Genomic DNA, 23,890 nt, shown 5'->3' on the forward strand with positions numbered 1-23,890 from the left:
CACACACCTTCAAGCCCGAACCGGAGCCCCGCCGTGAGCACCCCGCGCCGCACCGCCCCCGACCGCGGCCGTACCCTGCTCGGCCCGGCGCTGCGCCTGATCCACACCGGCCAGGCCCCCACCCGCTCCGCGCTCACCGGCGCCCTCGACGTCACCCGCGCCACCGCCGGCGCGGTCACCGCCGAACTCGAGGCGCTCGGCCTGATCAGCGTCGACTCCCGCCCGGCCGGCGGCGGCCGAGGCCGCCCCTCGCACCGGCTCGCGATCGCCGACCCCGGCCCCGCCGTGCTCGCCGCCCAGCTGCACGCCGACGGCGTCTCCGCCGCGCTCGCGGGCCTCGGCGGCCGGCTGCTGGAGACCGTCCACCTGCCGCTGCCCGCCGACACCTCGCCCGCCCGTCTGCTCGGCGCGGCCGCCGAGGCGGGCGCGCGGCTCGCCCGGGGCAGCCGCCGCCGGGTGCTCGGCTTCGCCCTCGCGCTGCCCAACCCCGTCACCGAGCCCGACGGCACCGCGCTGGCCGCGCTGCACTTCGACTGGCCGTCCGGCACCCCCGTCGCCGAGCTGTTCGCCGAACAGGTGGCCGGCGCGGACCTCGGGCCGCGCGCCCGTACCGCGCTCCCGACCGCCGTCGCCAATGACGCCAACCTGGCCGCGCTCGCCGAACACCGGCACGGCGCCGGCCAGGGCGCCCGGCACCTGCTGCTGGTCACCTCCGGGCATCGCGGCGTCGGCGGCGCGCTGGTCCTCGACGGCCGCCTGCACACCGGCAGTTCGGGCCTCGCCCTGGAGGTCGGCCACCTCACCGTCGACCCGCTCGGCCGGCCCTGCCCGTGCGGCAACCGCGGCTGCCTGAACGCCGAGACCGACACCGACGCGCTGTTCGCCGCCGCCAAGCGCCGCCCCGACCCGGGCAGGCCGCTGCTCGCGCAGGCCCGCGAACTGGCCCACGACCCGGAGGCCGCCGACGCCGTCGACCACCTGGTGGAGCGCCTCGGCCTGGGCCTGGCCGGGCTGGTCAACATCCTCAACCCCGACCGGATCGTGCTCAGCGGCCTGCACCAGGAGCTGCTGGCGGCCGCCCCCGACCGGCTCGCCACCGTGGTCGCCGAACGCTGCCTGTGGGGGCGCAGCGGACGGGTGCCGATCGTCCCCGCGCAGGTCGTGCACGCCGGGCTGGTCGGGGCCGCCGAACTCGCCTGGGAGCCCTACCTGGAGGACCCGCAGGCCGTGGCAACCCCCTGAAGGCATCCGGAAACGCGAACGGCGCGGGCTGACGGAAAGTCAACCCGCGCCGTCCGGCGCACTACTGGGACGTCACTTGCCGAAGCGGAGCTTCCAAGGGGCGACGGCCGATTCCAGCTGCACGCCCAGGCTCATCTTCGACATGCCCTCGACCCGCTCCTCGAAGCGGATCGGCACCTCGGCGATGCGCATGCCGCGCTGGACCACGCGGTAGTTCATCTCGACCTGGAACGAGTAGCCGTTGGAACGCACGGACTGCAGGTCGACCTTGCGCAGCGCCTGCGCCTCCCAGGCCTTGAAGCCCGCGGTGGCGTCCTTGACCTTCAGCCGCAGGATCGCGTTGACGTAGAAGTTCGCCCAGGCGGACAGCGCCTTGCGGTGCCACGGCCACTCGGACGCGGTGGAGCCGCCGGGGACGTAGCGCGAGCCCAGCACGACGGAGGCGTCGGTGGTGGTGAGCTTCTCCACCATCGCGGGGATCGCGGTGTGCGGGTGCGACAGGTCGGCGTCCATCTGGATCACGATGTCGGCGCCGTTCTCCAGCGCCTGCGTCATGCCCGCGATGTAGGCCCGGCCCAGGCCGTCCTTGTCGGTGCGGTGCAGCACGGTGAGCGTGCCGCCCGACTCGGCGCCCAGCTTGTCCGCGACGTCGCCCGTGCCGTCGGGGGAATTGTCGTCCACTACCAGAACGTGCAGGTTCGGCATGCCGAGCTCGCCCAACCGACCTACCAGGATCGGGAGGTTCTCCCGCTCGTTGTACGTCGGAACAACCACAACAACCTTCGGGTGGGCCTCAGCCATGTTTCTTCTATCCTCGATACGGTTATGAGAGCCGGATGCGGCAGTCTAGCGTTGATCCCCGCACGTACGTTCCGGGGGGCCGCTCCGGCCAGCGCCCGGGAGCCGCACGGGATTCGCGCACGGTGACCGCCTCCGGGAATCGGTGCGCCCGCCCGCCCGTTCACGGGGCATGAGCGACAACACCCAGGCCGATCCCGCCGAGCCGCTGCGCTACGCCGCCTTCACCGCCGACCCCGCCGGCGGCAACCCCGCCGGTGTGGTGCTGGACGCCTCCGCGCTGAGCGACGAGCGGCAACTGGCCCTCGCCGCCGAACTCGGCTACTCCGAGACGGCGTTCCTCACCGAGGTGCCCGACCAGCCGCGCACCCGCACCGTGCGCTACTTCAGCCCGCTGACGGAGGTGCCGTTCTGCGGGCACGCCACCATTGCCGCGGCGGTGGCGCTGGGTGAACGGATCGGCCCCGGCGAGCTGTTGTTCGAGACCAAGGCCGGTCCGGTGCCGGTCGAGGTGGCGCGCACCGGGTCGGGAGAGTTCACGGCGACGTTGACGAGTGTTCCGCCGTACGTCGAGGAGGCCGCCCCGGAGGACGTCCTGGAGGCGCTCGACGCGCTCGGCTGGCAGGCCGAGGAGCTGGACGAGAAGCTGCCGCCGATGATCGCGTACGCCGGCGCCCGGCACCTGGTGCTGGCCGCCGCGACCAGGGCCCGGCTGGCCGACCTCGACTACGACTTCGACGCGCTGGCCGCGCTGATGCGGCGCCTGGACCTGGTGACCCTTCAGCTGGTCTGGGAGCAGGACGCCACCACCTTCCACGTCCGCGACCCGTTCCCGGTCGGCGGCATCGTGGAGGACCCGGCGACCGGCGCGGCCGCCGCCGCGTTCGGCGCCTACCTGCGCCACCTGCGGCAGTTGGGCGCCGCCCGGCTGACGCTGCACCAGGGTGAGGACCTCGGCCGGCCCGGCCTGCTGACCGTCGAACTGGCCGCCGAGGACACCCGGGTGCGGGTCACCGGCCGGGCGGTGCGCATCCCCTGAAAGTCCCTCGCCCCGGCGGTGGTTCAGCCGGCGTCGGGGCCGAGGTGGGTGCGGGCCAGGTCGAGCAGCGGCGGGCCGTAGTCCGGGTGCGCGAGGGCGTGCGCGAACTGGGCGAGCAGATAGGCGTGCGGGTTGCCGGTGTCGTACCAGCGGCCCTCGATGACCTGGCCGTACACGGCGCGGCGGGACGCGTACGCGTTCAGCGCGTCGGTGAGGTACAGCTCGCCGACCGGGTCGGCCCGGAACCGCCGGTGCTGCTCGCGCAGTTCGTCCACCACGCCGGGCGTCAGCACGTAGCCGCCGATCGCCGCGTAGTGCGACGGGGCGACGGCCGGGTCGGGCTTCTCCACCAGGCCGGTGATCCGCAGCGCGCCGTCGCCCAGGTCCTCCTTGACCACCGGGACGCCGTAGCGGTGCGACTCGGCCGGGTCCATCGGCATCAGCGCGAGCACCGGGGCGCTGGTCCTCTCGTGCGCGGCCATCAACTGCCGGGCGCGCGGCACCGGGGACACGAACACGTCGTCCGGCCACAGCACCAGGAACGGCTCGTCGCCGAAGTCGCGGGCCGCGTTCAGCACCGGGGTGCCGTTGCCGTACGGGCCGTGCTGGAACAGGTAGGTGATGTGGCCGCGCCGGGACAGGTCCGCGACGTCCTCCACCGCGTCGGCGTAGGCGTCCTTGCCGGCCGCGCGCAGCTGGGCGACCAGCGACGGGTTGGGGCGGAAGTGGTCCTGGATCAGCGACTTGTCGCCGGACACCACGATGGTGATGTCGGTGATGCCGGAGTCGATCAACTCCCGCACCGTGTGCTCGATCACCGGCCGGTCGCCGACCGGCAGCATCTCCTTCGGGGTGGCCTTGGTGAGCGGGAGCAGCCGGGAGCCGAGGCCGGCCGCGGGGATGACGGCTCGGCGGAGGGTGGCACGCATGGGGCCTCTTCTCGTTCCTGTGCGGTCGCGGACGGCACCGACCGTACCAACGCCGTCGCGCTGGGTGACGGCCCCGTACTGCGGCGGGAGTAGGTGTGTCTGCTCCGTGGGGCCGATGGTGCAGGCCGGAGGCGCCGCTAGCCTTCCGGTATGGGAGAAGTTCGGCAGCCGTGGGTGCCCGTCTGGGTGCGGGCCGGCAAGGCGGGATGGCCGGTGGCGGCCGCCGTCGTGGTGACGGTGGTCCAGGTGGCCGGGACGACGGTCGCCGCCCGGCATCAGAGCGCGCGGCTGCCGCTGGACGCCTGGGGATACCTGCTGCTGGCGCTCGGCCCGGCGCTGCTGGTGCTGCGGGCGCGCTACCCGGCGTTCACCGTCGCCGCCGTGGCGGCCGTGACCGCGGCCTACCTGTGGGCCGGATACCCGTACGGGCCGGCCTTCGTGGCGCTGGTGGTGGCGTTCTTCTCGGCCGTGCAGCGCGGCCGGCGACGGGCCGCCTGGCTGAGCGCCGGCGCGTTCTACCTGCTGCACCTGCTGCTGAGCTACGTCGTACCGGCGTCCTGGCTGCGGGCGCCGGCCCGCGAGGCGGTGGGATGGCAGGAGCTCGGCGTCACCGCCTGGCTGCTGCTGGTCTTCGTCGGCGCCGAACTGGCCCGGTTCCGGCGCGAGCAGATCGCCGCCGTGCGGGCCGCCGAGGAGGAGGCCCGGGCGCGCCGCAGCGACGAGGAACGGCTGCGGATGGCACGGGAGTTGCACGACATCCTGGCGCACTCGATCTCGCTGATCCACCTCCAGGCGGGCGTCGCCCTGGAGCTGCTGGACGCCCGCCCCGAGCAGGCCCGGGACGCGCTCACCACCATCAAGGCGACCAGCAAGGAGGCACTCGGCGAAGTCCGCCAGGTGCTCGGCACCCTGCGCACCCCCGGGGCCGCCGCGCCGCGCACCCCCGCCCCCGGCCTGGAACGGCTGGACGAACTGGTCGCGCAGGCCGGCCACGCGGGCCTCGCCGTCACCGTCCGCACCGAGGGCCGGGCCGGCCCGCTCGGCGCGGGGCTCGGGCTCGCCGCGTTCCGGATCGTCCAGGAGGCGCTGACCAACGTGCTGCGGCACTCCACCGCCCGCACCGCTGATGTTCAACTCTCCTGGAAGCCGGACGGGTTGGAGCTGACCGTCACCGACCCCGGACCGCCCGGCGGCGGCGACGCGGGCGGCAGCGGCACCGGCCTGATCGGCATGCGCGAACGCGCCGCCGCGTTCGGCGGCACCGTGGACGCCGGCCCGCACGGCACCGGCGGCTGGCAGGTCCGGGCCCGGCTGCCGCTCGTCACGAACGGAGTCGAAGCGTGATCAAGGTGCTGCTCGCCGACGACCAGCGGCTGGTCCGGGCCGGATTCCGGGCCCTGCTGGACGCCCAGGACGACCTCGAGGTGGTCGGCGAGGCCGACGACGGCGAACAGGCCGTCGCCCGGGCCGCCGAACTGCGCCCCGACGTCGTCCTGATGGACATCCGGATGCCCCGGCTGGACGGCCTCGCCGCGACCCGCCGGATCTGCGCCGACCCCGAACTGGCGGCCGTGCGGGTGGTTGTGCTGACCACCTTCGAACTCGACGAGTACGTCTTCGAGGCGCTGCGGGCCGGCGCCGCGGGCTTCCTGGTCAAGGACACCGAACCCGGCGAACTGCTGCGCGCCGTCCGGGTCGCCGCGTCCGGCGACGCGCTGCTCTCCCCGGGCGTCACCCGCCGCCTGATCGGCGAGTTCGCCGCCCGATCCAAGGAACCGTCCACCGCCCGCCTGGACGTCCTCACCGAACGCGAACGCGAAGTGCTCGCCCTGGTCGGACTCGGCCTCACCAACGAGGACATCGCCCGCCGCCTGGTGGTCAGCCCGCTCACCGCGAAGACCCACGTCAGCCGCACCATGGTCAAACTCGGCGTCCGCGACCGCGCCCAACTCGTGGTCGCCGCCTACGAATCGGGCCTGGTCCGGCCCGGCTGGCTGGGGTAGTCCCCCGGGAGTAGCGGGGGTGCCGCCCGGTGGGGGACGCGGCGGGGGTGGCCGCGGCGGGACGGTGGAGGGGTGGCCGGGATCCCGGCCCGCTCTCCAGGAGGTGAGTTCCGATGGTCGGACTGCTGGCCGATGGATACGGGCACTGGCCCGGGCCGTGGGTGCTGGTGTTCCCGTTCTTCTGGCTGCTGGTCGTGGTGCTCGTGGTGCTGGTGCTGCGCCGGGTGGTGTGGCGGCGCCGCAGCTGGTGGGGCGGCAGCTCCTTCGAGCACGCCCCGCTCGCGGTGCTCGGACGGCGCTACGCACAGGGCGAGATCGACGCCGAGGAGTACCGGGAGCGCCGCGCCGTCCTGACCGAGGGCCAGGACGCGCCGGGGGTGAAGCGATGAGCGGGGGTGAAGCGATGAGCGCCGCCGCCCGGGTCGAGCAGGCCGTGAAGGAGTACGGCGCGGGGGAGACCCGGGTGCGGGCCCTGGACGGGGTGAGCGTCGAGTTCGCCGCCGCCCGGTTCACCGCCGTGATGGGCCCCTCCGGCTCCGGCAAATCCACCCTGATGCACTGCGCGGCCGGCCTCGACACGCTCAGCGGCGGCCGCGCCTGGCTCGGCGACACCGAACTGTCCGCGCTCGGCGACCGGGAACTGACACTGCTGCGCCGGGAACGGATCGGCTTCGTCTTCCAGGCGTTCAACCTGGTGCCGACCCTGACCGTGCGGGAGAACATCACCCTGCCGCTCGACCTCGGCGCCACCGCGCCCGACCCCGACTGGCTGGACACCCTGATCGAGGTGGTCGGCCTCGGCGACCGCCTGCACCACCGCCCCAGCCAGCTCTCCGGCGGCCAGCAGCAGCGCGTCGCCGTCGCCCGGGCCCTCGCCGGACGCCCGCAGGTGGTGTTCGCCGACGAGCCCACCGGCAACCTGGACTCCCGCAGCGGCGGCGAAGTCCTCGGCCTGCTGCGCTCCGCCGTCGACACCATGCACCAGTCGGTGGTGATGGTCACCCACGACCCGGCCGCCGCCGCGTACGCCGACACCGTGCTGTTCCTCGCCGACGGACGCCTCGTCGACACCATGCAACAGCCCAGCGCCGAACGGGTCCTGGACCGGATGAAGGCCTTCGACGGCCGCCGGGCCGAGGCGGGCGCCCGGTGAACGCGAGCGTCCGGATCGGGGCGCGCTCACTGCTCGCCCACCGCCGCCGGCTGGTCGGCACCGTGCTGTCGATCGTCCTCGGCGTCGCCTTCCTGACCGGCACGATGGTCCTCGGCGACACCCTGCGCGCCAACTTCGGCACCCTGTTCGCCGACGCCAACGCCGGCACCGACGCCGTCGTCCGCAGCGCCGACTCGCTCGACGCCACCGGCGTCCCCGGCGGCGTCCGCGCCCCCCTCGACGACTCGCTGACGGCCAAGCTGCGCGCCGTGTCCGGGGTGAGCGCCGCCGAAGGGTCCGTCCAGGGCGCCGGCCAGCTCATCGGCGCGGACGGCAAACCGATCGGCGGCCAGGGCCCGCCCACCTGGGCCGGCAACTGGATCACCGACCCGAAACTCAACCCCTACCGGCTCGCCGAAGGCCGCGCCCCCGCCGCCCCCGGCGAAGCCGTGATCAACCGGGGCGCCGCCAAGACCGGCCACCTGCACGTCGGCGACACCACCGTGCTGCGCACCCCCGACCCGGTGCGGATCACCGTGGTCGGCATCGCCACCTTCGGCGCCGACGCCGACGGCATGGGCCCCAGCACCTTCACCGCCCTCACCCTCGCCGACGCCCAGGCCCACCTGACACCCAAGGGCAGCGGCCAGGTCTCCAGCATCCGGCTCCGGTCGGAGAGCCTGGGCCAGCGCCAACTGGTGGACCGCGTAAGGCCGTTGCTGCCCGGCGGCGTCGAGGCGCTGACCGGCGCGGACGCCACCGCGCAGTCAACGGCGGACGTCTCCGGACGCTTCCTCGGACTGTTCACCACCCTGCTGCTGGTGTTCGCCGGCATCGCCCTGCTGGTCGCCACCTTCACCATCCACAACACCTTCGCCATCGTCACCGCCCAGCGCACCCGCGAGAACGCCCTGCTGCGCGCCCTCGGCGCGAGCCGCCGACAGGTGCTCGGCACCACCCTCGGCGAAGCGCTCGCGATCGGACTGCTGGCCTCCGCGCTCGGCCTGCTCGGCGGCTTCGGCGTCGCCGCCGGCCTCAAGGCGCTGTTCGCGGCGATCGGCTTCACCCTGCCCACCGGCGGCACCGTCATCAAGGCCGCCACCATCCTCCTGCCGCTGCTGGTCGGCACCCTGGTCGCGGCCGGCTCCGCACTCGCCCCCGCCCTGCGGGCCGCCCGCACCGCCCCGCTCGCCGCGCTGCGCGACACCGCCGTGGACGAGGCCGCCACCGGACGAAGTGCCCTGGTGCGTGTGGTTGTCGGTGCGCTGCTGGTGGCCGGCGGACTGCCCGCGCTGATCCTCGGCGCGACCCGCGGGCCGTCGCTGGCGCTGACCGTCGGCGGCGCGCTCGCCCTGCTGCTGGGCACCGTGGTGCTCGGCCCTGTTGCCGCCGCGTTCGCCGTCCGGGTGCTCGGCGCGCCGCTGGCCCGGCTGCGGGGCGTCACCGGCGCGCTGGCCCGCCGCAACGCCGCCCGCAACCCCAAGCGGACCGCCGCCACCGCCAGCGCGCTGATGGTCGGCGTCGCCGTGGTCACCCTGTTCACGGTGTTCGGCGCCTCCGTGCAGGCCACCCTGGACGACACCGTCTCCCGGTCCTTCGCCGGCGATCTCGCCGTCACCGCCCCCGCCGCCGGGGCCGGCGGCAGCGGCGTCTCCCCGAAGCTGGCGCCGGCGCTGGCCGCCCTGCCGGAGGTCCGCGCGGCCGCCGGCCTCGGCCGGGGAGTCGCCCAAGTCGACGGCCACGGCAAGCAGTTGGACGTCGCCGACCCCGGCCAGCTGACGCAGGTCACCGACCTCGGACGGATCGACGGCTCGCTCGCCGACCTCGGCACCGACGGCCTCGCCGTCTCCCGCACCGAGGCCGCCGCCCGCGGCTGGCAGCTCGGCACCGTCGTCCCGATGCGGTTCGCCGACGGCCCCGCCACCTTCACCGTCCGCGCCCTGTACCGCGGCGGGGGCGTCACCGGCGACTACCTGATCAGCCGCGCGGCCTGGCAGCCGCACCGCGTCCAGGACTCCGACAGCCTGGTCGCCGTCGCCCTGAGGCCCGGCGTGAGCCTGGACGCCGGAAAGGCCGCGATCGCCCGGGTGGCCGACTCCTACGGCAACCCGCAGGTGCAGACCCGCGCCGAGTACGCCGCGAGCTCCGCGTCCGGCGTCGACATGATGCTCTCCGTGGTCTACGCCCTGCTCGCGCTCGCCGTGCTGATCGCCCTGCTCGGCATCGCCAACACGCTCACCCTCGCCGTCCACGAACGCATCCGCGAACTCGGCCTGCTGAGGGCCGTCGGCCAGACCCGGGCCCAGCTGCGGGCCATGGTGCGCTGGGAGTCGGTGCTGGTCGCCGCGTTCGGCACGGCCGGCGGGCTGGCGCTGGGCGCGCTGCTCGGCTGGGCGCTCACCCGGGCCGCGGACAGCGCGGGCACCGGCTCGTTCGCGCTGCCCGCCGGGCGGCTCGCGATCGTCGCGCTGGTCGGCCTGGCGGCCGGGGCGCTGGCCGGACTGCGGCCCGCCGCCCGGGCCGCCCGGTTGGACATTCTGGGGGCGGTGGCCGCCTCATGACCCGTCGCCGGCTTCGGAGTTGATCGTTTCGTACGCGGCGGCCCCGGTTTCCCCATAAGTGGAAGCTGGGGCCGCCGTAATCGTCACTTATCGTAGTTGCCTGTTACAGTAAGTGGGTATCCGGCGGATGCGAGGAGAGTGCGATGACCGCGATGAGTGTTCCCACTCTGGATGTGGACCGGTCCGACCCCGAGTACCGGGCCTGGCTGAAGGAGGCGGTCCGCCGCGTCCAGGCCGACGCCAACCGCTCCGCCGACACCCACCTGCTGCGCTTCCCGCTGCCCGCCGAGTGGGGCATCGACCTGTACCTGAAGGACGAGTCCACCCACCCCACCGGCAGCCTCAAGCACCGCCTCGCCCGCTCGCTGTTCCTGTACGCCCTGTGCAACGGCTGGATCCGCCCCGGCAAGCCCGTCATCGAGGCGTCCAGCGGTTCCACCGCCGTCTCCGAGGCGTACTTCGCGCAGCTGATCGGCGTCCCGTTCATCGCCGTGATGGCCCGCTCCACCAGCCGCGCCAAGATCGAACTGATCGAGTTCCACGGCGGCCGCTGCCACCTGGTCGACAACGCCTGCGAGGTGTACGAGGCCGCCGCCGGCCTCGCCGCCGAGACCGGCGGCCACTACATCGACCAGTTCACCTACGCCGAGCGGGCCACCGACTGGCGCGGCAACAACAACATCGCCGAATCCGTCTTCGCCCAGCTCCGGATGGAACCGCACCCCGAACCCGCCTGGATCGTCGCCACCGCCGGCACCGGCGGCACCTCCGCCACCATCGCCCGGTACGTGCACTACATGCAGTACGACACCCGGATCTGCGTCGCCGACCCGGAGAACTCCTGCTTCTTCGACGGCTGGGTGCACCGCGACCCCGACGCCACCGTCTCCACCTCCTCCCGGATCGAGGGCATCGGCCGCCCCCGGATGGAACCGTCCTTCGTGCCCGGCGCGATCGACCGGATGATGCGCGTCCCCGACGCCGCGTCCGTCGCCGCCATCCACCTGCTGGAGGCCGTCCTCGGCAAGAAGGCCGGCGCCTCCACCGGCACCGGCCTGTACAGCGCGCTCAAAATCGTCGCCGAGATGCGGGCCGACGGCCGCACCGGCAGCGTCGTCACCCTGATCTGCGACCCGGGCGACCGCTACCTCGACAAGTACTACTCCGCCCAGTGGCTCGCCGCCGAACGCATCGACCCCGGGCCGCACCGCGCCGCCCTGGAGGCGTTCCTCGCGGGCGGCGACTGGGTGGACGGCTGAGGGTTCGTCACTTGGTCTTGCGCTCGGTCAGGACCAGGGCGGCGACGGCGATCATGACCGCGGCCGTCGCGAAGTGGATCGTGAACGCGGTCAGGGCGCTGCCGTGGTGGGTCAGGATGGTGGTCGCGTCGCCGATCGGGACGAGCGCCGTGACCAGCATCGCCCAGCCCGAGGCGCGGCGCTGCCCGAGCAGCAGCAGCGCCAGCGGGACGAGGCCGGAGACCACGTCGCGGATGCCCTTGGTGATCAGGAACATCGCCGCGTCGCCGTGCGGCCACGCCGGGAGGCCGAAGCTCGGGGCGGTGGACTCCGGGGCGAGGATGTAGCTGAGGCCGAACCAGAGCGGGAACAGGCCGAGCAGCACCGTGCCGACGGTGGCGACGTGGACCCTCGTGCTGATGGTGGTTGCGGACATGGTGGTTCCCCCTGGCTTGCTCGTGAAGTGGGCTGCGCTGCCTGCCTGTTAGCAGCGCTAGCGATGTGAACAACGCTAGACCGGCGGTCCGTCGGTTGTCTAGCGCTGCTAGGATTTCGGGCATGGCTATCAAGGAACGCAGGGCGCGCGAACGCGCCGAACGCGAACAGCTGATCGTCCGGGCCGCCCGCGAACTCGCCGAAACCGAAGGCTGGGACGCCGTCACCACCCGCCGCCTCGCCGAACGCATCGAATACAGCCAGCCCGTCCTGTACAGCCACTTCGCCGGCAAGGACGCGATCGTCGCCGCCGTCGCCGTCGAGGGCTGCGCCGAACTCGCCGTCCAACTCCGCGCCGCAGCCGCCGAATCCGACGACCCGCGGGCCGCGTTCGCCGCCGTCGCCCACGCGTACCTGGCGTTCGCCGCCGCCAACCCCGCGCTCTACGACGCCATCTTCACCATGGCCAACCCCCTGCCCTTCGGCACCCCCGACGCCCCCGCCGCCCTGCGCGAAGCCTTCGCCGCCATCGCCGACCCCGCCACCGCAAGCGCCACCGCCGCCGGCCTCGACCCCGCCGGCTACACCGAACTCGCCTGGTCCACCCTCCACGGCATGGCCACCCTCGCCCGCGGCGGCCGACTCCGCCCCGAACTCGACGACAGCCGGATGGCCGCCTTCACCGCCGTCTTCTGACCTTCCGCCGGGTGCAACCGCCCCACCGTGCAGCCCGTCCGTCCTGGCGGGCGGGCGCGACGGGCGCGGCCCCGCGAAGGAGACACACCGTGAACCTGCTGGGACGCCCCGCCACCGCCACCCTGGGCACGGCCCTCGCCGCCGCCACCACGGTGGTCACCGTCCGCACCATCGCCCACAACTGGATGGGCTGCGCCACCCACCTCGACCCCGGCAGCCGAGCCACCCTCCTCCTCTTCACCCCCCTCTGCTTCGCCCTCCTGACCGCCGCCGGCGCCATCACCGGCCTCCTCTCCCGCGGCATCCGCCGCCACCTCGAGGCCCCCGAGTTCATCCGCCTCGCCGACGCCACCCTCGGCATCGCCGCCACCGCCCTCGCCACCCTGCTGACGGGCGCGGGCACGAACGGCTGCTTCCCGGGCCGTAGGCATGACGGACCGGCAGGACTACGGTGGTGGGCCACTGTTGCGTCGGCGGAAGAGGCAAGCATGAGCAACGCATGGCACGTTGACCTGTCCGCACCGTTCGCCAGGCGGCTTGGAAAGTCGGCCGCAGAGCTGGGATCCTCCGACGGCCGCGACGAATGCCCGGACATCTGGCAACTCGCCAACGGCGACGTCGCCGTCATAGGAGCGGACGCGACCGAGTCCTACCGGGGCCGCCTGCCCGAAGGCGTCCAGGTCGGCGAGGGCGAACGCCTGGTCGTCATCCCCGGGGCGATGCTCACTGCGGCGAAGCCGGACATACCTGATGCCTGAGCGTCGCGTCCTGGCGCGGGAACCCCGAGGATGGCTGCCGGCTGACCGGGGACGAGTCTCGGCGCGGCTTCAGCGGAATAGGTAGATCCGATGGCGGACCTGTGGGAGGCGCGAACGCGGCCAGCACTTCGAGTAGCGGAACAGTCTGAGCTGGGGCGCGCTGCCCTCGGCACGTTGGAGGCGAGCATCCGGGAGGGCGCGGATCGCGGATCGTGCCACTGAGCCCGGGTGGCCGTGCGTTGCGCCTGCTCACCGGCTATACGAACGAGGAGTTGAACGCACTGCGGACGCGCGTTCGGGTGGCGGGAGCTGGTGTGCAGCGGTCACGCCGAAGGGTTGGCCGAATTGAGGTGCCCGGTCCGGTGTCCGAGATCGTTGTACCTGGCGGCCGCACGTTGTGCCGGGGCGAGGGCGGCCGACGGTCCGAACGGCGCGATCCGACACGCCGATTCGGAAGGCAGCGGCGCCTGGGAGGGGTTCCTTCACGGCTCCACCGCCCTGGGACGTGGGGTCCTGGGTTCGCCCCGGGAACTGACACTCCTGCATCACCCCTGTGGAAGAGGAGTAGACGATCGACACGCACAGCAGCGGCGAGATTCGCGCCGAGGAGTTGTCCGGGACCGCGCATCAGGCCGTCCAGGCGGGGGCGGTGAGTGGCGGTATCCACCTGCACGGCCTTCCGGAGCCCGAGGGCGTTGCCCCCACGCCACGCCAACTCCCGGCGGACGTCCGGGGATTCGTCAACCGGACGGAGGAGCTGCGCGAGCTGGACGCGGTGCTGGACGGCCACGACGCACCGGTGTGTGTCATCGCGGGTACCGCCGGGGCCGGGAAGACCTCGCTCGCGCTGCGCTGGGCGCACCGGGCGCGGGACCGGTTCCCGGACGGGCAGCTGTACGTCAACCTGCGCGGCTACGACCCCGGGCGGCCCGTCACCGCCCGCGAGGCGCTGGACCGGTTCCTGGTCTCGCTCGGTGTTCCCGCCGCGTCCGTCCCGCCGGACCAGGACGCCGCTGCCGCGCTCTACCGGTCCCTGCTGGCCGACCGCCAGGTACTGGTGGTGCTGGACAATGCCGCCACCGTCGCCCAGGTCCGGCCGTTGCTGCCCGGCAGCGCGGGCTGTCTGGTGATCGTCACCAGCCGCAGCCGACTGTCCGGACTCGCCGTGCGCGACGGTGCGCGCCGCCTCACCCTGGGCACCCTCCCCGAGCCTGAGGCCGTCGCGTTGCTGCGTGCCGTCACCGCCGACCACAGGCCGGCGGACGACCCCGCCGAACTCGCCGAACTCGCCCGGCTGTGCGCCCAACTCCCGCTCGCCCTGCGGATCGCGGCCGAACGCGCCGCCAGCCTGCCGCATCTGGGGCTGGACGACCTGATCGCCGACCTGCGGGACGAATCCGCGCTGTGGGACGTCCTGAGCGTCGGCGACGAGGAGGAGAGCGACGCCGTCCGCACTGTCTTCGCCTGGTCCTACCGCGCCCTGCCCGAGCCGGCTGCCCGGCTGTTCCGGCGGCTGGGCCTGCACCCCGGGCCGGAGTTCGGGCTGCACGCCGCCGCCGCGCTGGCCGAACTGACCACCGCTCGGGCCCGGCAGCTCCTGGACACCCTGGTCGGCGCGCACCTCGTCGAACAGACCGCCCCCGACCGGTACCAGTTCCACGACCTGCTGCGCGCCTACGCCACCGACCAGGCCCAGCAGGAGGAGTCGCCCGCGCAGCGACAGGACGCGCTCCGGCGGGTGCTCGACTGGTACCTGCACACCGCCGACGCCGCCCAGCAGTGGCTGAGCCCGGCCGAGGCCCGGCTCCCGCTCGATCCGCCGGCGGACGGTGTGCAGCCGCTGACCTTCGCCGACCACAACGCCGCCGCCGATTGGGCCGAGCGGGACCGGACCAACCTCCTGCACGCCGTCGGCGCCGCTGCCGCGGCCGGACTCGACCGCCCGACCTGGCAGTTGGCCGCCGCACTCTTCAACGCGCCCGCCCCCTCCGCGCCGGGTGCTGACTGGATTCCGGCCGGCCGCCTCGGCCTGGCAGCGGCCGACCGGTTGCAGGACCGGTCCGCGAAGGCCCTGCTGCTCATCGACCTCGGGATAGCCCACACCCGGGTCAACCGCCTCGACGCCGCCGAGGCGCACCACCGGGACGCCCTCGCGCTCTTCCGCGAGCTCGGCGACCGCGGCAACGAGGCCCATGCGCTGAACCTGCTCGGCCTGGGCCACCTGCGGCGGCGTCAACTCGACGAAGCAGCCGCCCACTTCGACCAGGCCATCGCCACGTTCCGGCAGCTCGGCGAGACCCACTGGGAGACAACCGCCCTCGCCAACCTGGCCGGCACCCACCACCACGCCGGGCGGCCCGAACCGGCCCGGGCCGCCGCCGAACAGGCCCTCGCCGCACACCGCGCCTCGGGCGACCGACGCGCGGAGGGAAACGCCCTGCGCCTGCTCGGCGAGATCCTGCGCGAACAGGGCGATCTGGTCGGCGGGTTGGCGGCGGCTCAGGATGCGGTCGAGATCGCACTCGCCCTGCGCAACCACCGGCTGGAGGCGTTCTGGCTGATCACCCTCGGCGACAGCCAACAGGCCGTCGGCCAGTACGCCGAAGCGCTCGACTCCTACCACCGCTCCGCCGTCCTGTACCGCCGTCTCGGCGACCGGAGCCGTGAGGCCCTCGCCTGGCACGGCGCCGGACAGACCCACCTCCACCTCGACCGCCCCGACGAGGCCGCCGCCTTCTTCCGCCGCGCCGCCACCACCCACCACGAACTCGGCGACCCCTGGCACGAAGCCCTCAGCCTCGACGGACTGGCCCACGCCCTGCACGGCCTCGACACGGAAGCCGCCCGCCGCCACTGGACCGCCGCGCTCGCCCTGCTGGCCGGCTACCGCGACCCGCGAGCGGTACGGCAGCGGGAGCGGATCGAACGCGTCCTCGCGAGCTGAGGGCCGGTCCGGTGGGTCAGTGGTTCTACTGACCGGAGCCGTCAGGTGAGCCGGACTCGGCGATGGTCCGCAGTTGTGCCTTGGCCTCTTCGGCCTGGCGGGTCTTCCGGCGGTTCCAGGCGCGCTTGGCGACGGCTCCGCCGGCTATCAGGACGGCCACTGCCACGGTGCCGACGGCGCCGTCTTTGACGCCCTTCGCGTGGCTCTTGCCGGCAGCGTTCTTCTCGATGATCTCGATCAACTTGTCGACGCCGCCCGCGCGCTTCGCCTCCATCACGATGTCCTGATATTTGCCCAGGTTGCTCATTCCGCATCCTTCCGAAGCCGCGTTCGTCGCCTGCCCGTTGCGTCGGTGCGTCCGGGAGGTGACAGCAATCATGCCGGGCGCGGTGCCAGGCCGACGTGGGTGGCCAGGGTTTCGGTGAAGGTGGTGGTGAGGCGGTCGGGGCGGGTGCGGGTGTAGGCGGCCAGGGGGCGGTGGATCGGGGGGTGGGGGCGGAGGATGGCGGCGTCGAGGGTGGGGGGGAGGATGGTGGCGGGGACGAGGGCGGGGCCGAGGCCGGCGGCGGCGAGCATGGGGGCGGCGGCGGTCTGTTCGGTGCGGACGGCGGGGTGGGGGAGGAAGCCGGCGCGGGCGCAGGACTGGTCGAGGAGTTCGGCGAGGCCGTGGCCGGGGGCGTAGTGGACCCAGGCGCGGTCGGCGAGGGCGGCGAGGGGGAGGGTGCCGTCCGGGGGGTTGGCGAGCGGGTCGTCGGTGGGGAGGACGAGGGCGAACTCCTCGATGCCCAACTCCCGTACGGGGCCGTCCCAGTCGGTGGGTACCGGGCCGATGGCGAGGTCCGCGCCGCCGGCGGCCATCGCGGCGCGCAGCAGGTCGGCGTGCGGGTATTCGCGCAGGCGGATGCGGACGGTGGGGTGCCGGCGGCGCCAGGCGCGCAGGACCGGCGGGAGGATGCCGAGGGCGATCGAGTGGACGGTGGCGACCTCGAGTTCGCCGTCCTCCAGGCCGGCGGTGCGGCGGGCCGCGGCGTGCAGGCGCTGGGCGTCGGCGAGGACGGCGCGGGCGTGCGGCAGGACGGCCCGGCCGAGCGGGGTGGGGCGGACGGCGCGCGGGAGTCGTTCGAGGAGGGGGCCGCCGAGGGCGGATTCCAGGGCCCGGATCTGGTGGGAGAGGGCGGGCTGGGTGACGTGGAGGTGTTCGGCGGCCCGGGTGAAGGAGCCGGTGTCGACCACAGTGACCAGGTATTCGAGCTGCCGGAGCGTTGCTGCCATGCACGCAGTTTATGGGTGGGGTGAAGAACAAGCCTTGGACCTATCGGCGCAGGTCCGGGAGGGTGAAGGAGTCCCGATCGAGCTGATAGGAGCTCCGCACATGTCTGAAGGTCTTACTGGTCGTCGCGTCGTCGTGGTCGGTGCTGGTTCGCGCACCGGCCGGCTGCTCGCGCACGCCGCCTCCGCCGCCGGGGCGGAACTCGTGCTCGCCGGGCCCGATCCGCGGAAGCTGGAGTGGACGGCGGGCGAGCTGGCCGGCCCGTCCACGGTGGTGCCCGTCGATCTGGCGGACGAGGCGTCGATCGAGGCGCTGGCGGCCCGGGCCGGGCGGGTCGACCACCTGGTGTCCACGGCCGCGATGCCCGCCAACGGGCCGCTCGAAGAGCTCGAACTCGCGGACATCCGGCGGGCGTTCGACGCGAAGGTGATCGGTCCGATGCTGCTGGCCAAGCACCTGGCGGGGCAGTTCGCCGAGGACGGGTCGATGACGTTCTTCTCCGGTGTCGCCGCCTGGCGTCCCGCGCCCGCCCGGACGGTGATGGCCACCACCAACGGGGCGCTGGCGTTCCTGGTGCAGGCCCTCGCGGTGGAGCTCGCCCCGGTGCGGGTGAACGCCGTCTCGCCGGGCATCGTCGACAGCGGCTCCTGGGACGGTCTCGGGGCGGGGAAGGAGGAGTTTCTGAAGGGAGTCGCCACCCGTAACCCGGCCCGCCGGGTCGGCACCCCGGAGGACCTGGTCAAGGCCGTGCTGTACGCCATCGACAGCCCGTACGTCACCGGCACCGTCCTGCACGTGGACGGCGGCGGCCGGCTGGTCTGAACGCCTGGGCGGAGAACTCAGGACGGGAGGTCGGCGGGGACCAGGAGTTGCAGGTCCTCGGTGGTGGGGTCGGTGAGGTGGGCGACCCGGGAGGCGTGGCGTTCGATCATGCTCTCGAAGACCTGGCGGGCGGTGCGGCCGTTGCCGAAACCGACGCCGCGGTCGAGGGTGGTGAAGTGGGCGTGCAGGGCGGCCTCGGTGGCCGCGTCGAGGTGGTACTCGTGCTCGGTGGCCTGGGCGCGGGCGATGTCGAGGAGCTCGTCGGCGGTGTAGTCGGGGAAGGTGACGGTGCGGGAGAAACGGGAGGAGAGACCGGGGTTGGCGGCGAGGAAGCGCTCCATCTCGGCGGTGTAGCCCGCCACGATGATCACCACCTCGTCGCGGTGGTCCTCCATCAGCTTCACCAGGGTGTCGATCGCCTCCCGGCCGAAGTCCCGCCCGCCGTCCTCGGGGGCCAGCGCGTACGCCTCGTCGATGAACAGCACCCCGCCGCGCGCCTTGTCGAACGCGGCGGCCGTGCGGATCGCGGTGGAGCCGATGTGCTCGCCGACCAGGTCGAGGCGGGCCACCTCCACCAGGTGGCCGCGCTGGAGGACGCCGAGTGATGCCAGGATCTCGCCGTACAGGCGGGCGACGGTGGTCTTGCCGGTGCCGGGGGAGCCCGTGAAGACCAGGTGCCGGCGCGGCGACGGGGCCTTCAGGCCCGCGCGCTGCCGGGCCCGGCCGACCGAGATCATGTCGATCAGGGTCCGCACCTCCTGCTTGACCGTCGCCAGGCCGACCAGGGAGTCCAGTTCGGCCAGCGCCTCCTCGGCCGGGCGGCAGTCCGGGATAGGGGCGATCACGGCGAGGGCGGGGCCAACGGACGAAGACGAGGTCAGGACGGCGGGCGCCAGCGTCGCCAGCGGGGGAGCGGCCGGCTCGGCGGGGCGCGGGGCGGGCAGTGGCGCGGCGTCGTCCGAGGTGCAGCCCTCGGCGATCGGGCCGGGCTCGGAGAACTCGAAGCCGGCCCGGTCGTTGCGTTCCGCCCGGCAGCGCACCAGCTTCGTCCGGCAGCCGTCGATCACGTGGAAGCCGAACCCGCCGCCCTGCGACACCCGCACGGTGTCGAACTCGCCGCGCCCCTGCGCCGACACGTACACCCCGGCCTCGCTCGCGCCGCGCACCGTGCACTCGCGCAGCACCGGGTCCGCGCCCTTGGTGACGATCACACCGGTGGCGACGTCCGCGATCTCGCAGTCCGTCAGCAGGCCGCCCGAGCCGTGGTCGCGGAACCACAGGCCGGTGCCCGCGCCCTGGATCCGGCAGCCCGACAGGTCCGCGCTCGCCCCGCCCGAGACCGAGACCGCCGAGGAGCGGATCGCCGTGAACGAGCAGTCGCGGGCCGAGGCGGACGAACCCTGGTCGAGGACGAACAGCGCGTCCGGCAGATCGTCGAGGGAACAGTCGGCGAGCTCCAGGGCCGCGCCGTCGCTCACCCACAGCGCCGGGTAGTCGCCCTGCGCGGAGTGGAAGCGGCTGCTCTCCGCGAACACCTTCGTCCCGCCGTCCCACACCGACAGCGCGCCCCGGCCGAACGCGTGCACCGTCACCTGCCGCAACGTCAGCTTGGCGCCGCCGCGCAGGTCCGCCGCGTTCTCCGGCACCTCGTGCACCCGGCAGGACGTCAGCTCCAGCTCCGCACCGGTGTCCAGGCTCAGCCCGTTGCCGGACACCCGCTGCACCGTGCAGTCCGTCAGCCGCCCCACCGCCTGCGCCTCGGCCTGCACGCCCGAACCGCGCACCTCGTACACCTGGCAGCCGATCAGCTCCGCCAGCGACCCCGGGTCGGCCAGCAGCACACCCGCGCCGCCCGTGTGGTGCACCCGTAGCCGCTCCGCGCGCAGCTTAGAACCGGACAGCACCGCCAGACCGCTCTGGCCCGCCGCCGAGATCTCGCAGTCCACCAACTCCGCATCGGCCTGCGCACGCAGCCGGACACCCAGACCGGACGGGTTCTCCACCGTGCAGTTGACCAACTGCGCGCGGGCGCCGTCGGCGAGCTCCACGCCCACCGCGGAGGACGTCTCGATCCGGCAGTCCGCCAGCACCGCGCCGTCCGCGCGGGCCAGCAGCACCGCCGGGATCGAACGGTCGGAACCCTCGATGGTCAGGCCGCGGATCGTCGCGCCCGCCGTCACCGTCAACGCCGTGCCCCCGCGCACCGCGCTCTCCGGCGGCGAGATCCGCACACTGCCGGGACCATGCTCGGCGACCAGCGTCACCGGCTTGTCGACCAGCACCGCCTCGCGGAAGGTCCCCGCCCGCACCGTCAGGGTGTCACCCGGCTCGGCCACTTCCAGGGCCTCGCGGAGCGTCGCGTACTCCCCGCTGCGCCGCCGCCACCGGGAGGCGCTGTCCTGCGTGACCCGGACCCTGAGCTCACCCATGACGATCTGTCATCCCCGCCTTCGTCGAGTGCGTGCGAGACGCTGCGCGATCACCCCCACCGTAGCGCGAGAGGCCGACCGGGCCGTCGCCCGGTTCAACGAATGAGCAGGGGGGTGGTTCCGGGTGCCCGTCAGCGGCGGTCCGGCAGCGGGGCCTCCACCGCCTCCAGGACCTCCACCTCGTCGCCGACCGTCAGCGTTCCCAGCACCTCCGCGGTGGGGGTGGGACGGACCGGGATCAGGTTCTGTCCGAACACGAGCTTCTGGCCGAACCGGTGGTGCCGGCCCAGCGCGCGCAGCGGCTCCGGGCCGCGACGCTCACCCGACTCCTGGTCGGTGGTGGTCACCACGCAGCGGGCGCAGGGCTTCGCCACCCGGAACTCCAGGCCGCCGACCCGGACCCGGCGCCAGCCGTCCTCCGCCCACGGCTCGGTGCCGGACACCACCAGGTTCGGCCGGAACCGCTCCATCGGCAGCGCCGCGCCCTTCCGTTCGTCGCCCGGGTGGTCCTCGGCGATCCGGGCGTTCAGCTCGGCCAGCGAGGCGCTGGTGGTCAGCAGCAGCGGGTAGCCGTCCGCCATTGACACCGTCTCGTCCGGCCCCGCGTACTTCGGGTTGATCGGACGGGACACCTCCGGGCGGTCCAGGTGCACCAGCCGCACCTCGCCGAGCTTCGCGGGCAGGTGCTCGGCCAGCCAGGCGGACGTCTCCTTCGCGGCGGTGGCGGCGGAGAAACGGGTGCCGAAGACCTCGACGGTCGCCTCGGGGGCACCCGTGGTGAGGGACGGCGCGGGGACGGTGTGGGCGTCACCGTCCGGGGCGGTCAGGGTGAGTGACGTGCCATCAGCGGACGGGACGGGGCGGAACTGGCCGATCGACGGCTCGTCGCGCTGGGTGAGGGCGACACCCTCCGCGTCCACGAGCATCCAGCGACGGTCACCGGCCAGGCCCCAGGGCTGCACCTCGGCGGTGGCCGGGCTGAGGCGGTACATGGACTTGACGGGGTACACGTGGAGGGACGCGAGGGTTGGCATGCGGCCCATCCTGCCAGAGGCCGTCCGGGGAGCGAGGGCCTGCCGGTCGGACGGACCTCACCGACGTTCCCGTTCCCCTTCGCGCAGTTCCCCGCGCCCCTGGCGGGACGCGGGGAACGAGTGCGATTCGTCCGGCCCTCGAGGGCGCGGGGATTCAGTAAGAACTACTTGCAACTACTTGCTATGAGACCTTGCCCCTGTGGGGAGGGGTGTTGCCCGTCAGCCTGCCTGGGGGTACTGGCGGTACTGGGGGTACTGCTGCGGCGGGTTGGGCTGGGCCGGGCGCAGGGTGTTGCCGCCGAACGACTGGTCGCCGAAGCTCTGCTGCTGGGCGACCGGCTGGGCGCCGAACTGCTGCTGGCTGCCGAACTGCGAGGGGGCGAACTGCTGGCCGCCGCCGAACTGCTGGGCCTGGCCGCCGAACTGCTGCTGGGGGGCGAAGCTCTGCGGCGCGGTGGCGAAGGTGTTCGCCGGCGCCGGCTGCGGGTAGGCCGGGGCGGCCGGGCGCTGGCTGGGCATGAACGGCTGCGGCGGCACGGGCGCGGCCGCGTACCCGGGCTGCACCGGGATGTGCGGGGCGGGCACCGGGCTGCTGCTCGGGCCGGGGCCGAGAGCGAGGCGGGCCGGGGGCAGGGCGGGCAGGTTCGACGCGGGGGAGTCGAAGCCGCCGCCGAGCCCGCCGGTGAAGCCGGCGCCGTAGGCGGTGGACCAAGTGGGGGCCGCGTTGGCCGGGGGCACGTTGATGGGTGCGATCTGCGGGATGCCACGCTCTGCGACCAGGCTGTCGTAGATGGGCGTGCCGGAGGAGGAGGAGAAGGACGGAGAGGGGTAGCCGACTCCGTCGTAGGAGCGGGGCGAGGTCATGGGGCCTACCGTAAGCCCACAACATGCCTGCTGAGGAGAGCGGGAGGGCCCGGAGTTCACATGTTTACGGACTCTTCGCGAGCCGAAATCGGACAATCCCGGAGCTAGTCGGGCGAACGGGTTCGGCTCATTTCGGCCATCCCAGACGTATGGTCCGTGCGCGATCTCATCGGGCGGCGCGGGGGCGGAGGGGTCGGGTGCCGGTGAGCTTCTGCCAGCGGCCGCAGGCGGCTTCGAATGCCTGTTCGGCTTCGGCGATGGCGGGGTCGGCGTCCTGCTCGGCGCGGATCTCGTCCAGCCGCTCGCGGGCCCGGTCCACCTCGGCGGTGTCGGCGCGGACCTCGGTCAGGGCGGCCTCGGCGGCGGGAAGTTTCGCCTCGCGTTCCAGCCGGGCGGTCTTCGCGCGGGCCACGCCGTCGCGTGCGGCGATGACGAAGGCGCGGATCTTCTCCTCGGCGAACTCGCTGTGTGCGAACGGCAGTTCGCGTTGGGCGCCGTCGGGGAGCACCAGGTGGAGGTGGCTGGCGCCGGCCGTGTGGTCGGCGTGCAGCAGGACGGCGTCGAGCGCGTGATCGGCGGCGCGGCCGTTGGTGGTCAGCACCAGCTTGTGCTCGAACAGGCGCAGCGAGCCGAGCGTTTCGCCCTCGGTGCCGCGGCCGGGGTCGCGCAGCCGGTCGACCTCGGCCTGGGCCGCGACGACCCGGGAACGGTGCGCGGCGGCGGCCCGGGCGGCGCCGTCGCGGGCGGTGGAGACGGTGCGGCGGGAGGCGCGCCGGACCGCGCAGAGATGGCTGCGGTGGGTGCCGAGATCACGCCGGTGGTCGGCGTACCGCGCCTCGAACGCGTAGCGCCACGCGCCCGGGTACTGGAGCCAGCGCCACAGCACGGCCGCGGCCGCCACCGCCGCGACCACGAGCAGCCAGCCGAGTGTGCCCATCGAGCCCTCCCCGCACGGTGGTTGACGCCCCCGACTGTCACGGGGACGACGGGGATCACTATCGGCACCGGGCCGGTGCGGTCAAACGGCGAGGGGGCGGGGCGGCGGGTTCCGGACAGGCTTCGGCCCGGGCGGCGGGTGTGCCGTCCGGGCCGGGTGGTGCGGGGGTGTGCGGGGGCGTGCGTGGCTCAGCGGGCGACCTTCGCGGCGGTGGCCTGGACGGGGAAGCCCGGGCGGCCGGCCAGTTCGCTGGTGCAGTGCGCGCAGCGGGTGGCGGCGGCCGGGACGGTGCTGAGGCACTCGGGGCAGTCGGCCTTGGCCACCGGGGCGTCCTTGACCGGGTTGAACCGGTTCTGGAGCTTGGCGACGGGCAGCACGACGGCGAAGTAGATGACGGCGGCGACCAGCACGAAGCTGATCATCGCCTGGAGGAAGGCGCCGTACGGGAAGGTGACGTCGGCGACGGTGAACGCCTCCTTGCTGAAGTCGCCGACCGCGCCGGAGGCGACACCGACCAGCGGGGTCAGGAAGGCTGCGACGAAACCGGTGACGACGGCGGTGAACGCGGCGCCGATGACGATGCCGACCGCGAGGTCGACCACGTTGCCGCGCAGCAGGAAGCTGCGGAATCCCTTGAACATGACCGTCATCCTGGCGGGCCAACCTCCGGGCGGTCCAACCGAGTTCACCTGATCCGACGAATCCGCCGAACCGGATTGCGAGACCCGCTCAGGTGTT

At 73.7% G+C, this 23,890-nt stretch carries 22 protein-coding genes; 12 read left to right on the plus strand and 10 right to left on the minus strand.

Annotated features, from left to right (window positions below):
- The first annotated feature begins 33 nt into the window (after nt 1–33).
- The gene (locus ACIHEI_RS29095) at nt 34–1,242 is read left to right on the plus strand and encodes an ROK family protein (protein WP_396608758.1); all 1,209 of its coding nucleotides are present in this window, start codon (nt 34–36) and stop codon (nt 1,240–1,242) included.
- Nucleotides 1,243–1,314: 72 nt separating this feature from the next.
- Here ACIHEI_RS29095 and ACIHEI_RS29100 read toward each other — a convergent pair whose 3' ends face one another.
- The gene (locus ACIHEI_RS29100; protein WP_387648604.1) at nt 1,315–2,043 is read right to left on the minus strand and encodes a polyprenol monophosphomannose synthase; all 729 of its coding nucleotides are present in this window, start codon (nt 2,041–2,043) and stop codon (nt 1,315–1,317) included.
- A 169-nt stretch (nt 2,044–2,212) separates the two neighbouring features.
- On the opposite strand from ACIHEI_RS29100, the gene ACIHEI_RS29105 reads away from it, so the two are divergent.
- Nucleotides 2,213–3,079 (plus strand): PhzF family phenazine biosynthesis protein, encoded by an 867-nt coding sequence (locus tag ACIHEI_RS29105; RefSeq protein ID WP_396608759.1) that lies wholly within the window; start codon nt 2,213–2,215, stop codon nt 3,077–3,079.
- A 23-nt stretch (nt 3,080–3,102) separates the two neighbouring features.
- Here ACIHEI_RS29105 and ACIHEI_RS29110 read toward each other — a convergent pair whose 3' ends face one another.
- Nucleotides 3,103–4,008, minus strand: a complete 906-nt coding sequence (locus ACIHEI_RS29110; protein WP_396608760.1) for a UTP--glucose-1-phosphate uridylyltransferase — start codon at nt 4,006–4,008, stop codon at nt 3,103–3,105.
- Between the two features lie 150 nt (nt 4,009–4,158).
- On the opposite strand from ACIHEI_RS29110, the gene ACIHEI_RS29115 reads away from it, so the two are divergent.
- From ACIHEI_RS29115 to ACIHEI_RS29140, 6 genes are all read left to right on the plus strand, one after another.
- Entirely contained in the window at nt 4,159–5,352 is a 1,194-nt protein-coding gene (locus tag ACIHEI_RS29115) for a sensor histidine kinase (protein WP_387867534.1), read from the plus strand.
- Nucleotides 5,349–6,011 carry a response regulator gene (locus ACIHEI_RS29120; RefSeq protein ID WP_387648595.1) on the plus strand — a complete coding sequence of 221 codons (663 nt, stop codon included), beginning with the start codon at nt 5,349–5,351 and terminating at the stop codon, nt 6,009–6,011. Before ACIHEI_RS29115 ends, ACIHEI_RS29120 begins: the two co-directional genes overlap by 4 nt.
- A 113-nt stretch (nt 6,012–6,124) precedes the next feature.
- Nucleotides 6,125–6,400, plus strand: a complete 276-nt coding sequence (locus ACIHEI_RS29125; protein WP_396608761.1) for an SHOCT domain-containing protein — start codon at nt 6,125–6,127, stop codon at nt 6,398–6,400.
- Nucleotides 6,397–7,164, plus strand: coding sequence for an ABC transporter ATP-binding protein (locus ACIHEI_RS29130; RefSeq protein WP_396608762.1), 768 nt, complete (start codon nt 6,397–6,399; stop codon nt 7,162–7,164). The genes ACIHEI_RS29125 and ACIHEI_RS29130 overlap by 4 nt, the downstream gene beginning before the upstream one ends.
- Nucleotides 7,161–9,725: an FtsX-like permease family protein gene (locus ACIHEI_RS29135; RefSeq protein WP_396608763.1), complete on the plus strand. Its 2,565-nt coding sequence runs from the start codon at nt 7,161–7,163 to the stop codon at nt 9,723–9,725. Before ACIHEI_RS29130 ends, ACIHEI_RS29135 begins: the two co-directional genes overlap by 4 nt.
- A gap of 152 nt (nt 9,726–9,877) precedes the next feature.
- Nucleotides 9,878–10,984, plus strand: a complete 1,107-nt coding sequence (locus ACIHEI_RS29140) for a PLP-dependent cysteine synthase family protein (RefSeq protein ID WP_396608764.1) — start codon at nt 9,878–9,880, stop codon at nt 10,982–10,984.
- Nucleotides 10,985–10,991: 7 nt separating this feature from the next.
- On the opposite strand, the gene ACIHEI_RS29145 is transcribed toward ACIHEI_RS29140, so the two are convergent.
- Nucleotides 10,992–11,399, minus strand: coding sequence for a DUF4267 domain-containing protein (locus ACIHEI_RS29145; protein WP_387648583.1), 408 nt, complete (start codon nt 11,397–11,399; stop codon nt 10,992–10,994).
- 122 nt (nt 11,400–11,521) lie between these two features.
- Between ACIHEI_RS29145 and ACIHEI_RS29150 the strand changes: the two genes are divergently transcribed.
- The 3 genes from ACIHEI_RS29150 (at nt 11,522) to ACIHEI_RS29160 (ending at nt 15,796) form a co-directional block, all read left to right on the plus strand.
- The gene (locus ACIHEI_RS29150; protein ID WP_396608765.1) at nt 11,522–12,094 is read left to right on the plus strand and encodes a TetR/AcrR family transcriptional regulator; all 573 of its coding nucleotides are present in this window, start codon (nt 11,522–11,524) and stop codon (nt 12,092–12,094) included.
- Nucleotides 12,095–12,582: 488 nt separating this feature from the next.
- Nucleotides 12,583–12,852 (plus strand): hypothetical protein, encoded by a 270-nt coding sequence (locus tag ACIHEI_RS29155; RefSeq protein WP_396608823.1) that lies wholly within the window; start codon nt 12,583–12,585, stop codon nt 12,850–12,852.
- 610 nt (nt 12,853–13,462) lie between these two features.
- Nucleotides 13,463–15,796 (plus strand): ATP-binding protein, encoded by a 2,334-nt coding sequence (locus ACIHEI_RS29160; RefSeq protein WP_396608766.1) that lies wholly within the window; start codon nt 13,463–13,465, stop codon nt 15,794–15,796.
- Between the two features lie 25 nt (nt 15,797–15,821).
- Here ACIHEI_RS29160 and ACIHEI_RS29165 read toward each other — a convergent pair whose 3' ends face one another.
- Together ACIHEI_RS29165 and ACIHEI_RS29170 are read right to left on the minus strand one after the other, a co-directional pair.
- The gene (locus ACIHEI_RS29165; protein WP_387648567.1) at nt 15,822–16,103 is read right to left on the minus strand and encodes a hypothetical protein; all 282 of its coding nucleotides are present in this window, start codon (nt 16,101–16,103) and stop codon (nt 15,822–15,824) included.
- 68 nt (nt 16,104–16,171) lie between these two features.
- Nucleotides 16,172–17,068: a LysR substrate-binding domain-containing protein gene (locus ACIHEI_RS29170; protein WP_396608767.1), complete on the minus strand. Its 897-nt coding sequence runs from the start codon at nt 17,066–17,068 to the stop codon at nt 16,172–16,174.
- Between the two features lie 100 nt (nt 17,069–17,168).
- On the opposite strand from ACIHEI_RS29170, the gene ACIHEI_RS29175 reads away from it, so the two are divergent.
- Complete coding sequence (locus tag ACIHEI_RS29175; protein WP_392955059.1) at nt 17,169–17,888, plus strand: SDR family oxidoreductase; 720 nt, start codon at nt 17,169–17,171, stop codon at nt 17,886–17,888.
- 17 nt (nt 17,889–17,905) lie between these two features.
- On the opposite strand, the gene ACIHEI_RS29180 is transcribed toward ACIHEI_RS29175, so the two are convergent.
- From ACIHEI_RS29180 to mscL, 5 genes are all read right to left on the minus strand, one after another.
- Nucleotides 17,906–20,317, minus strand: a complete 2,412-nt coding sequence (locus ACIHEI_RS29180; protein ID WP_392955057.1) for a right-handed parallel beta-helix repeat-containing protein — start codon at nt 20,315–20,317, stop codon at nt 17,906–17,908.
- Nucleotides 20,318–20,448: 131 nt separating this feature from the next.
- Entirely contained in the window at nt 20,449–21,351 is a 903-nt protein-coding gene (locus tag ACIHEI_RS29185) for an MOSC domain-containing protein (protein WP_396608768.1), read from the minus strand.
- A 219-nt stretch (nt 21,352–21,570) separates the two neighbouring features.
- The gene (locus tag ACIHEI_RS29190) at nt 21,571–22,215 is read right to left on the minus strand and encodes a hypothetical protein (RefSeq protein WP_392955053.1); all 645 of its coding nucleotides are present in this window, start codon (nt 22,213–22,215) and stop codon (nt 21,571–21,573) included.
- A gap of 166 nt (nt 22,216–22,381) precedes the next feature.
- A complete protein-coding gene (locus ACIHEI_RS29195) occupies nt 22,382–23,152 on the minus strand; it encodes a hypothetical protein (RefSeq protein WP_396608769.1) in 771 nt (256 codons plus the stop codon).
- Between the two features lie 188 nt (nt 23,153–23,340).
- Entirely contained in the window at nt 23,341–23,793 is a 453-nt protein-coding gene (mscL, locus tag ACIHEI_RS29200; protein WP_396608770.1) for a large conductance mechanosensitive channel protein MscL, read from the minus strand.
- Nucleotides 23,794–23,890: the final 97 nt, after the last annotated feature.

It is taken from the genome of Kitasatospora sp. NPDC051984, assembly GCF_044593455.1.
Classification (GTDB): domain Bacteria; phylum Actinomycetota; class Actinomycetes; order Streptomycetales; family Streptomycetaceae; genus Kitasatospora.

Bases quoted from the DNA above. Each gene is read 5' to 3' on its own strand.
- ACIHEI_RS29100 (WP_387648604.1), bottom strand. From the start codon at position 2,043: ATGGCTGAGGCCCACCCGAAGGTTGTTGTGGTTGTTCCGACGTACAAC.
- ACIHEI_RS29105 (WP_396608759.1), top strand. From the start codon at position 2,213: ATGAGCGACAACACCCAGGCCGATCCCGCCGAGCCGCTGCGCTACGCC.
- ACIHEI_RS29110 (WP_396608760.1), bottom strand. From the start codon at position 4,008: ATGCGTGCCACCCTCCGCCGAGCCGTCATCCCCGCGGCCGGCCTCGGC.
- ACIHEI_RS29115 (WP_387867534.1), top strand. From the start codon at position 4,159: ATGGGAGAAGTTCGGCAGCCGTGGGTGCCCGTCTGGGTGCGGGCCGGC.
- ACIHEI_RS29125 (WP_396608761.1), top strand. From the start codon at position 6,125: ATGGTCGGACTGCTGGCCGATGGATACGGGCACTGGCCCGGGCCGTGG.
- ACIHEI_RS29130 (WP_396608762.1), top strand. From the start codon at position 6,397: ATGAGCGGGGGTGAAGCGATGAGCGCCGCCGCCCGGGTCGAGCAGGCC.
- ACIHEI_RS29140 (WP_396608764.1), top strand. From the start codon at position 9,878: ATGAGTGTTCCCACTCTGGATGTGGACCGGTCCGACCCCGAGTACCGG.
- ACIHEI_RS29145 (WP_387648583.1), bottom strand. From the start codon at position 11,399: ATGTCCGCAACCACCATCAGCACGAGGGTCCACGTCGCCACCGTCGGC.
- ACIHEI_RS29150 (WP_396608765.1), top strand. From the start codon at position 11,522: ATGGCTATCAAGGAACGCAGGGCGCGCGAACGCGCCGAACGCGAACAG.
- ACIHEI_RS29155 (WP_396608823.1), top strand. From the start codon at position 12,583: ATGAGCAACGCATGGCACGTTGACCTGTCCGCACCGTTCGCCAGGCGG.
- ACIHEI_RS29165 (WP_387648567.1), bottom strand. From the start codon at position 16,103: ATGAGCAACCTGGGCAAATATCAGGACATCGTGATGGAGGCGAAGCGC.
- ACIHEI_RS29170 (WP_396608767.1), bottom strand. From the start codon at position 17,068: ATGGCAGCAACGCTCCGGCAGCTCGAATACCTGGTCACTGTGGTCGAC.
- ACIHEI_RS29175 (WP_392955059.1), top strand. From the start codon at position 17,169: ATGTCTGAAGGTCTTACTGGTCGTCGCGTCGTCGTGGTCGGTGCTGGT.
- ACIHEI_RS29180 (WP_392955057.1), bottom strand. From the start codon at position 20,317: ATGGGTGAGCTCAGGGTCCGGGTCACGCAGGACAGCGCCTCCCGGTGG.
- ACIHEI_RS29185 (WP_396608768.1), bottom strand. From the start codon at position 21,351: ATGCCAACCCTCGCGTCCCTCCACGTGTACCCCGTCAAGTCCATGTAC.
- ACIHEI_RS29190 (WP_392955053.1), bottom strand. From the start codon at position 22,215: ATGACCTCGCCCCGCTCCTACGACGGAGTCGGCTACCCCTCTCCGTCC.
- ACIHEI_RS29195 (WP_396608769.1), bottom strand. From the start codon at position 23,152: ATGGGCACACTCGGCTGGCTGCTCGTGGTCGCGGCGGTGGCGGCCGCG.
- mscL (WP_396608770.1), bottom strand. From the start codon at position 23,793: ATGTTCAAGGGATTCCGCAGCTTCCTGCTGCGCGGCAACGTGGTCGAC.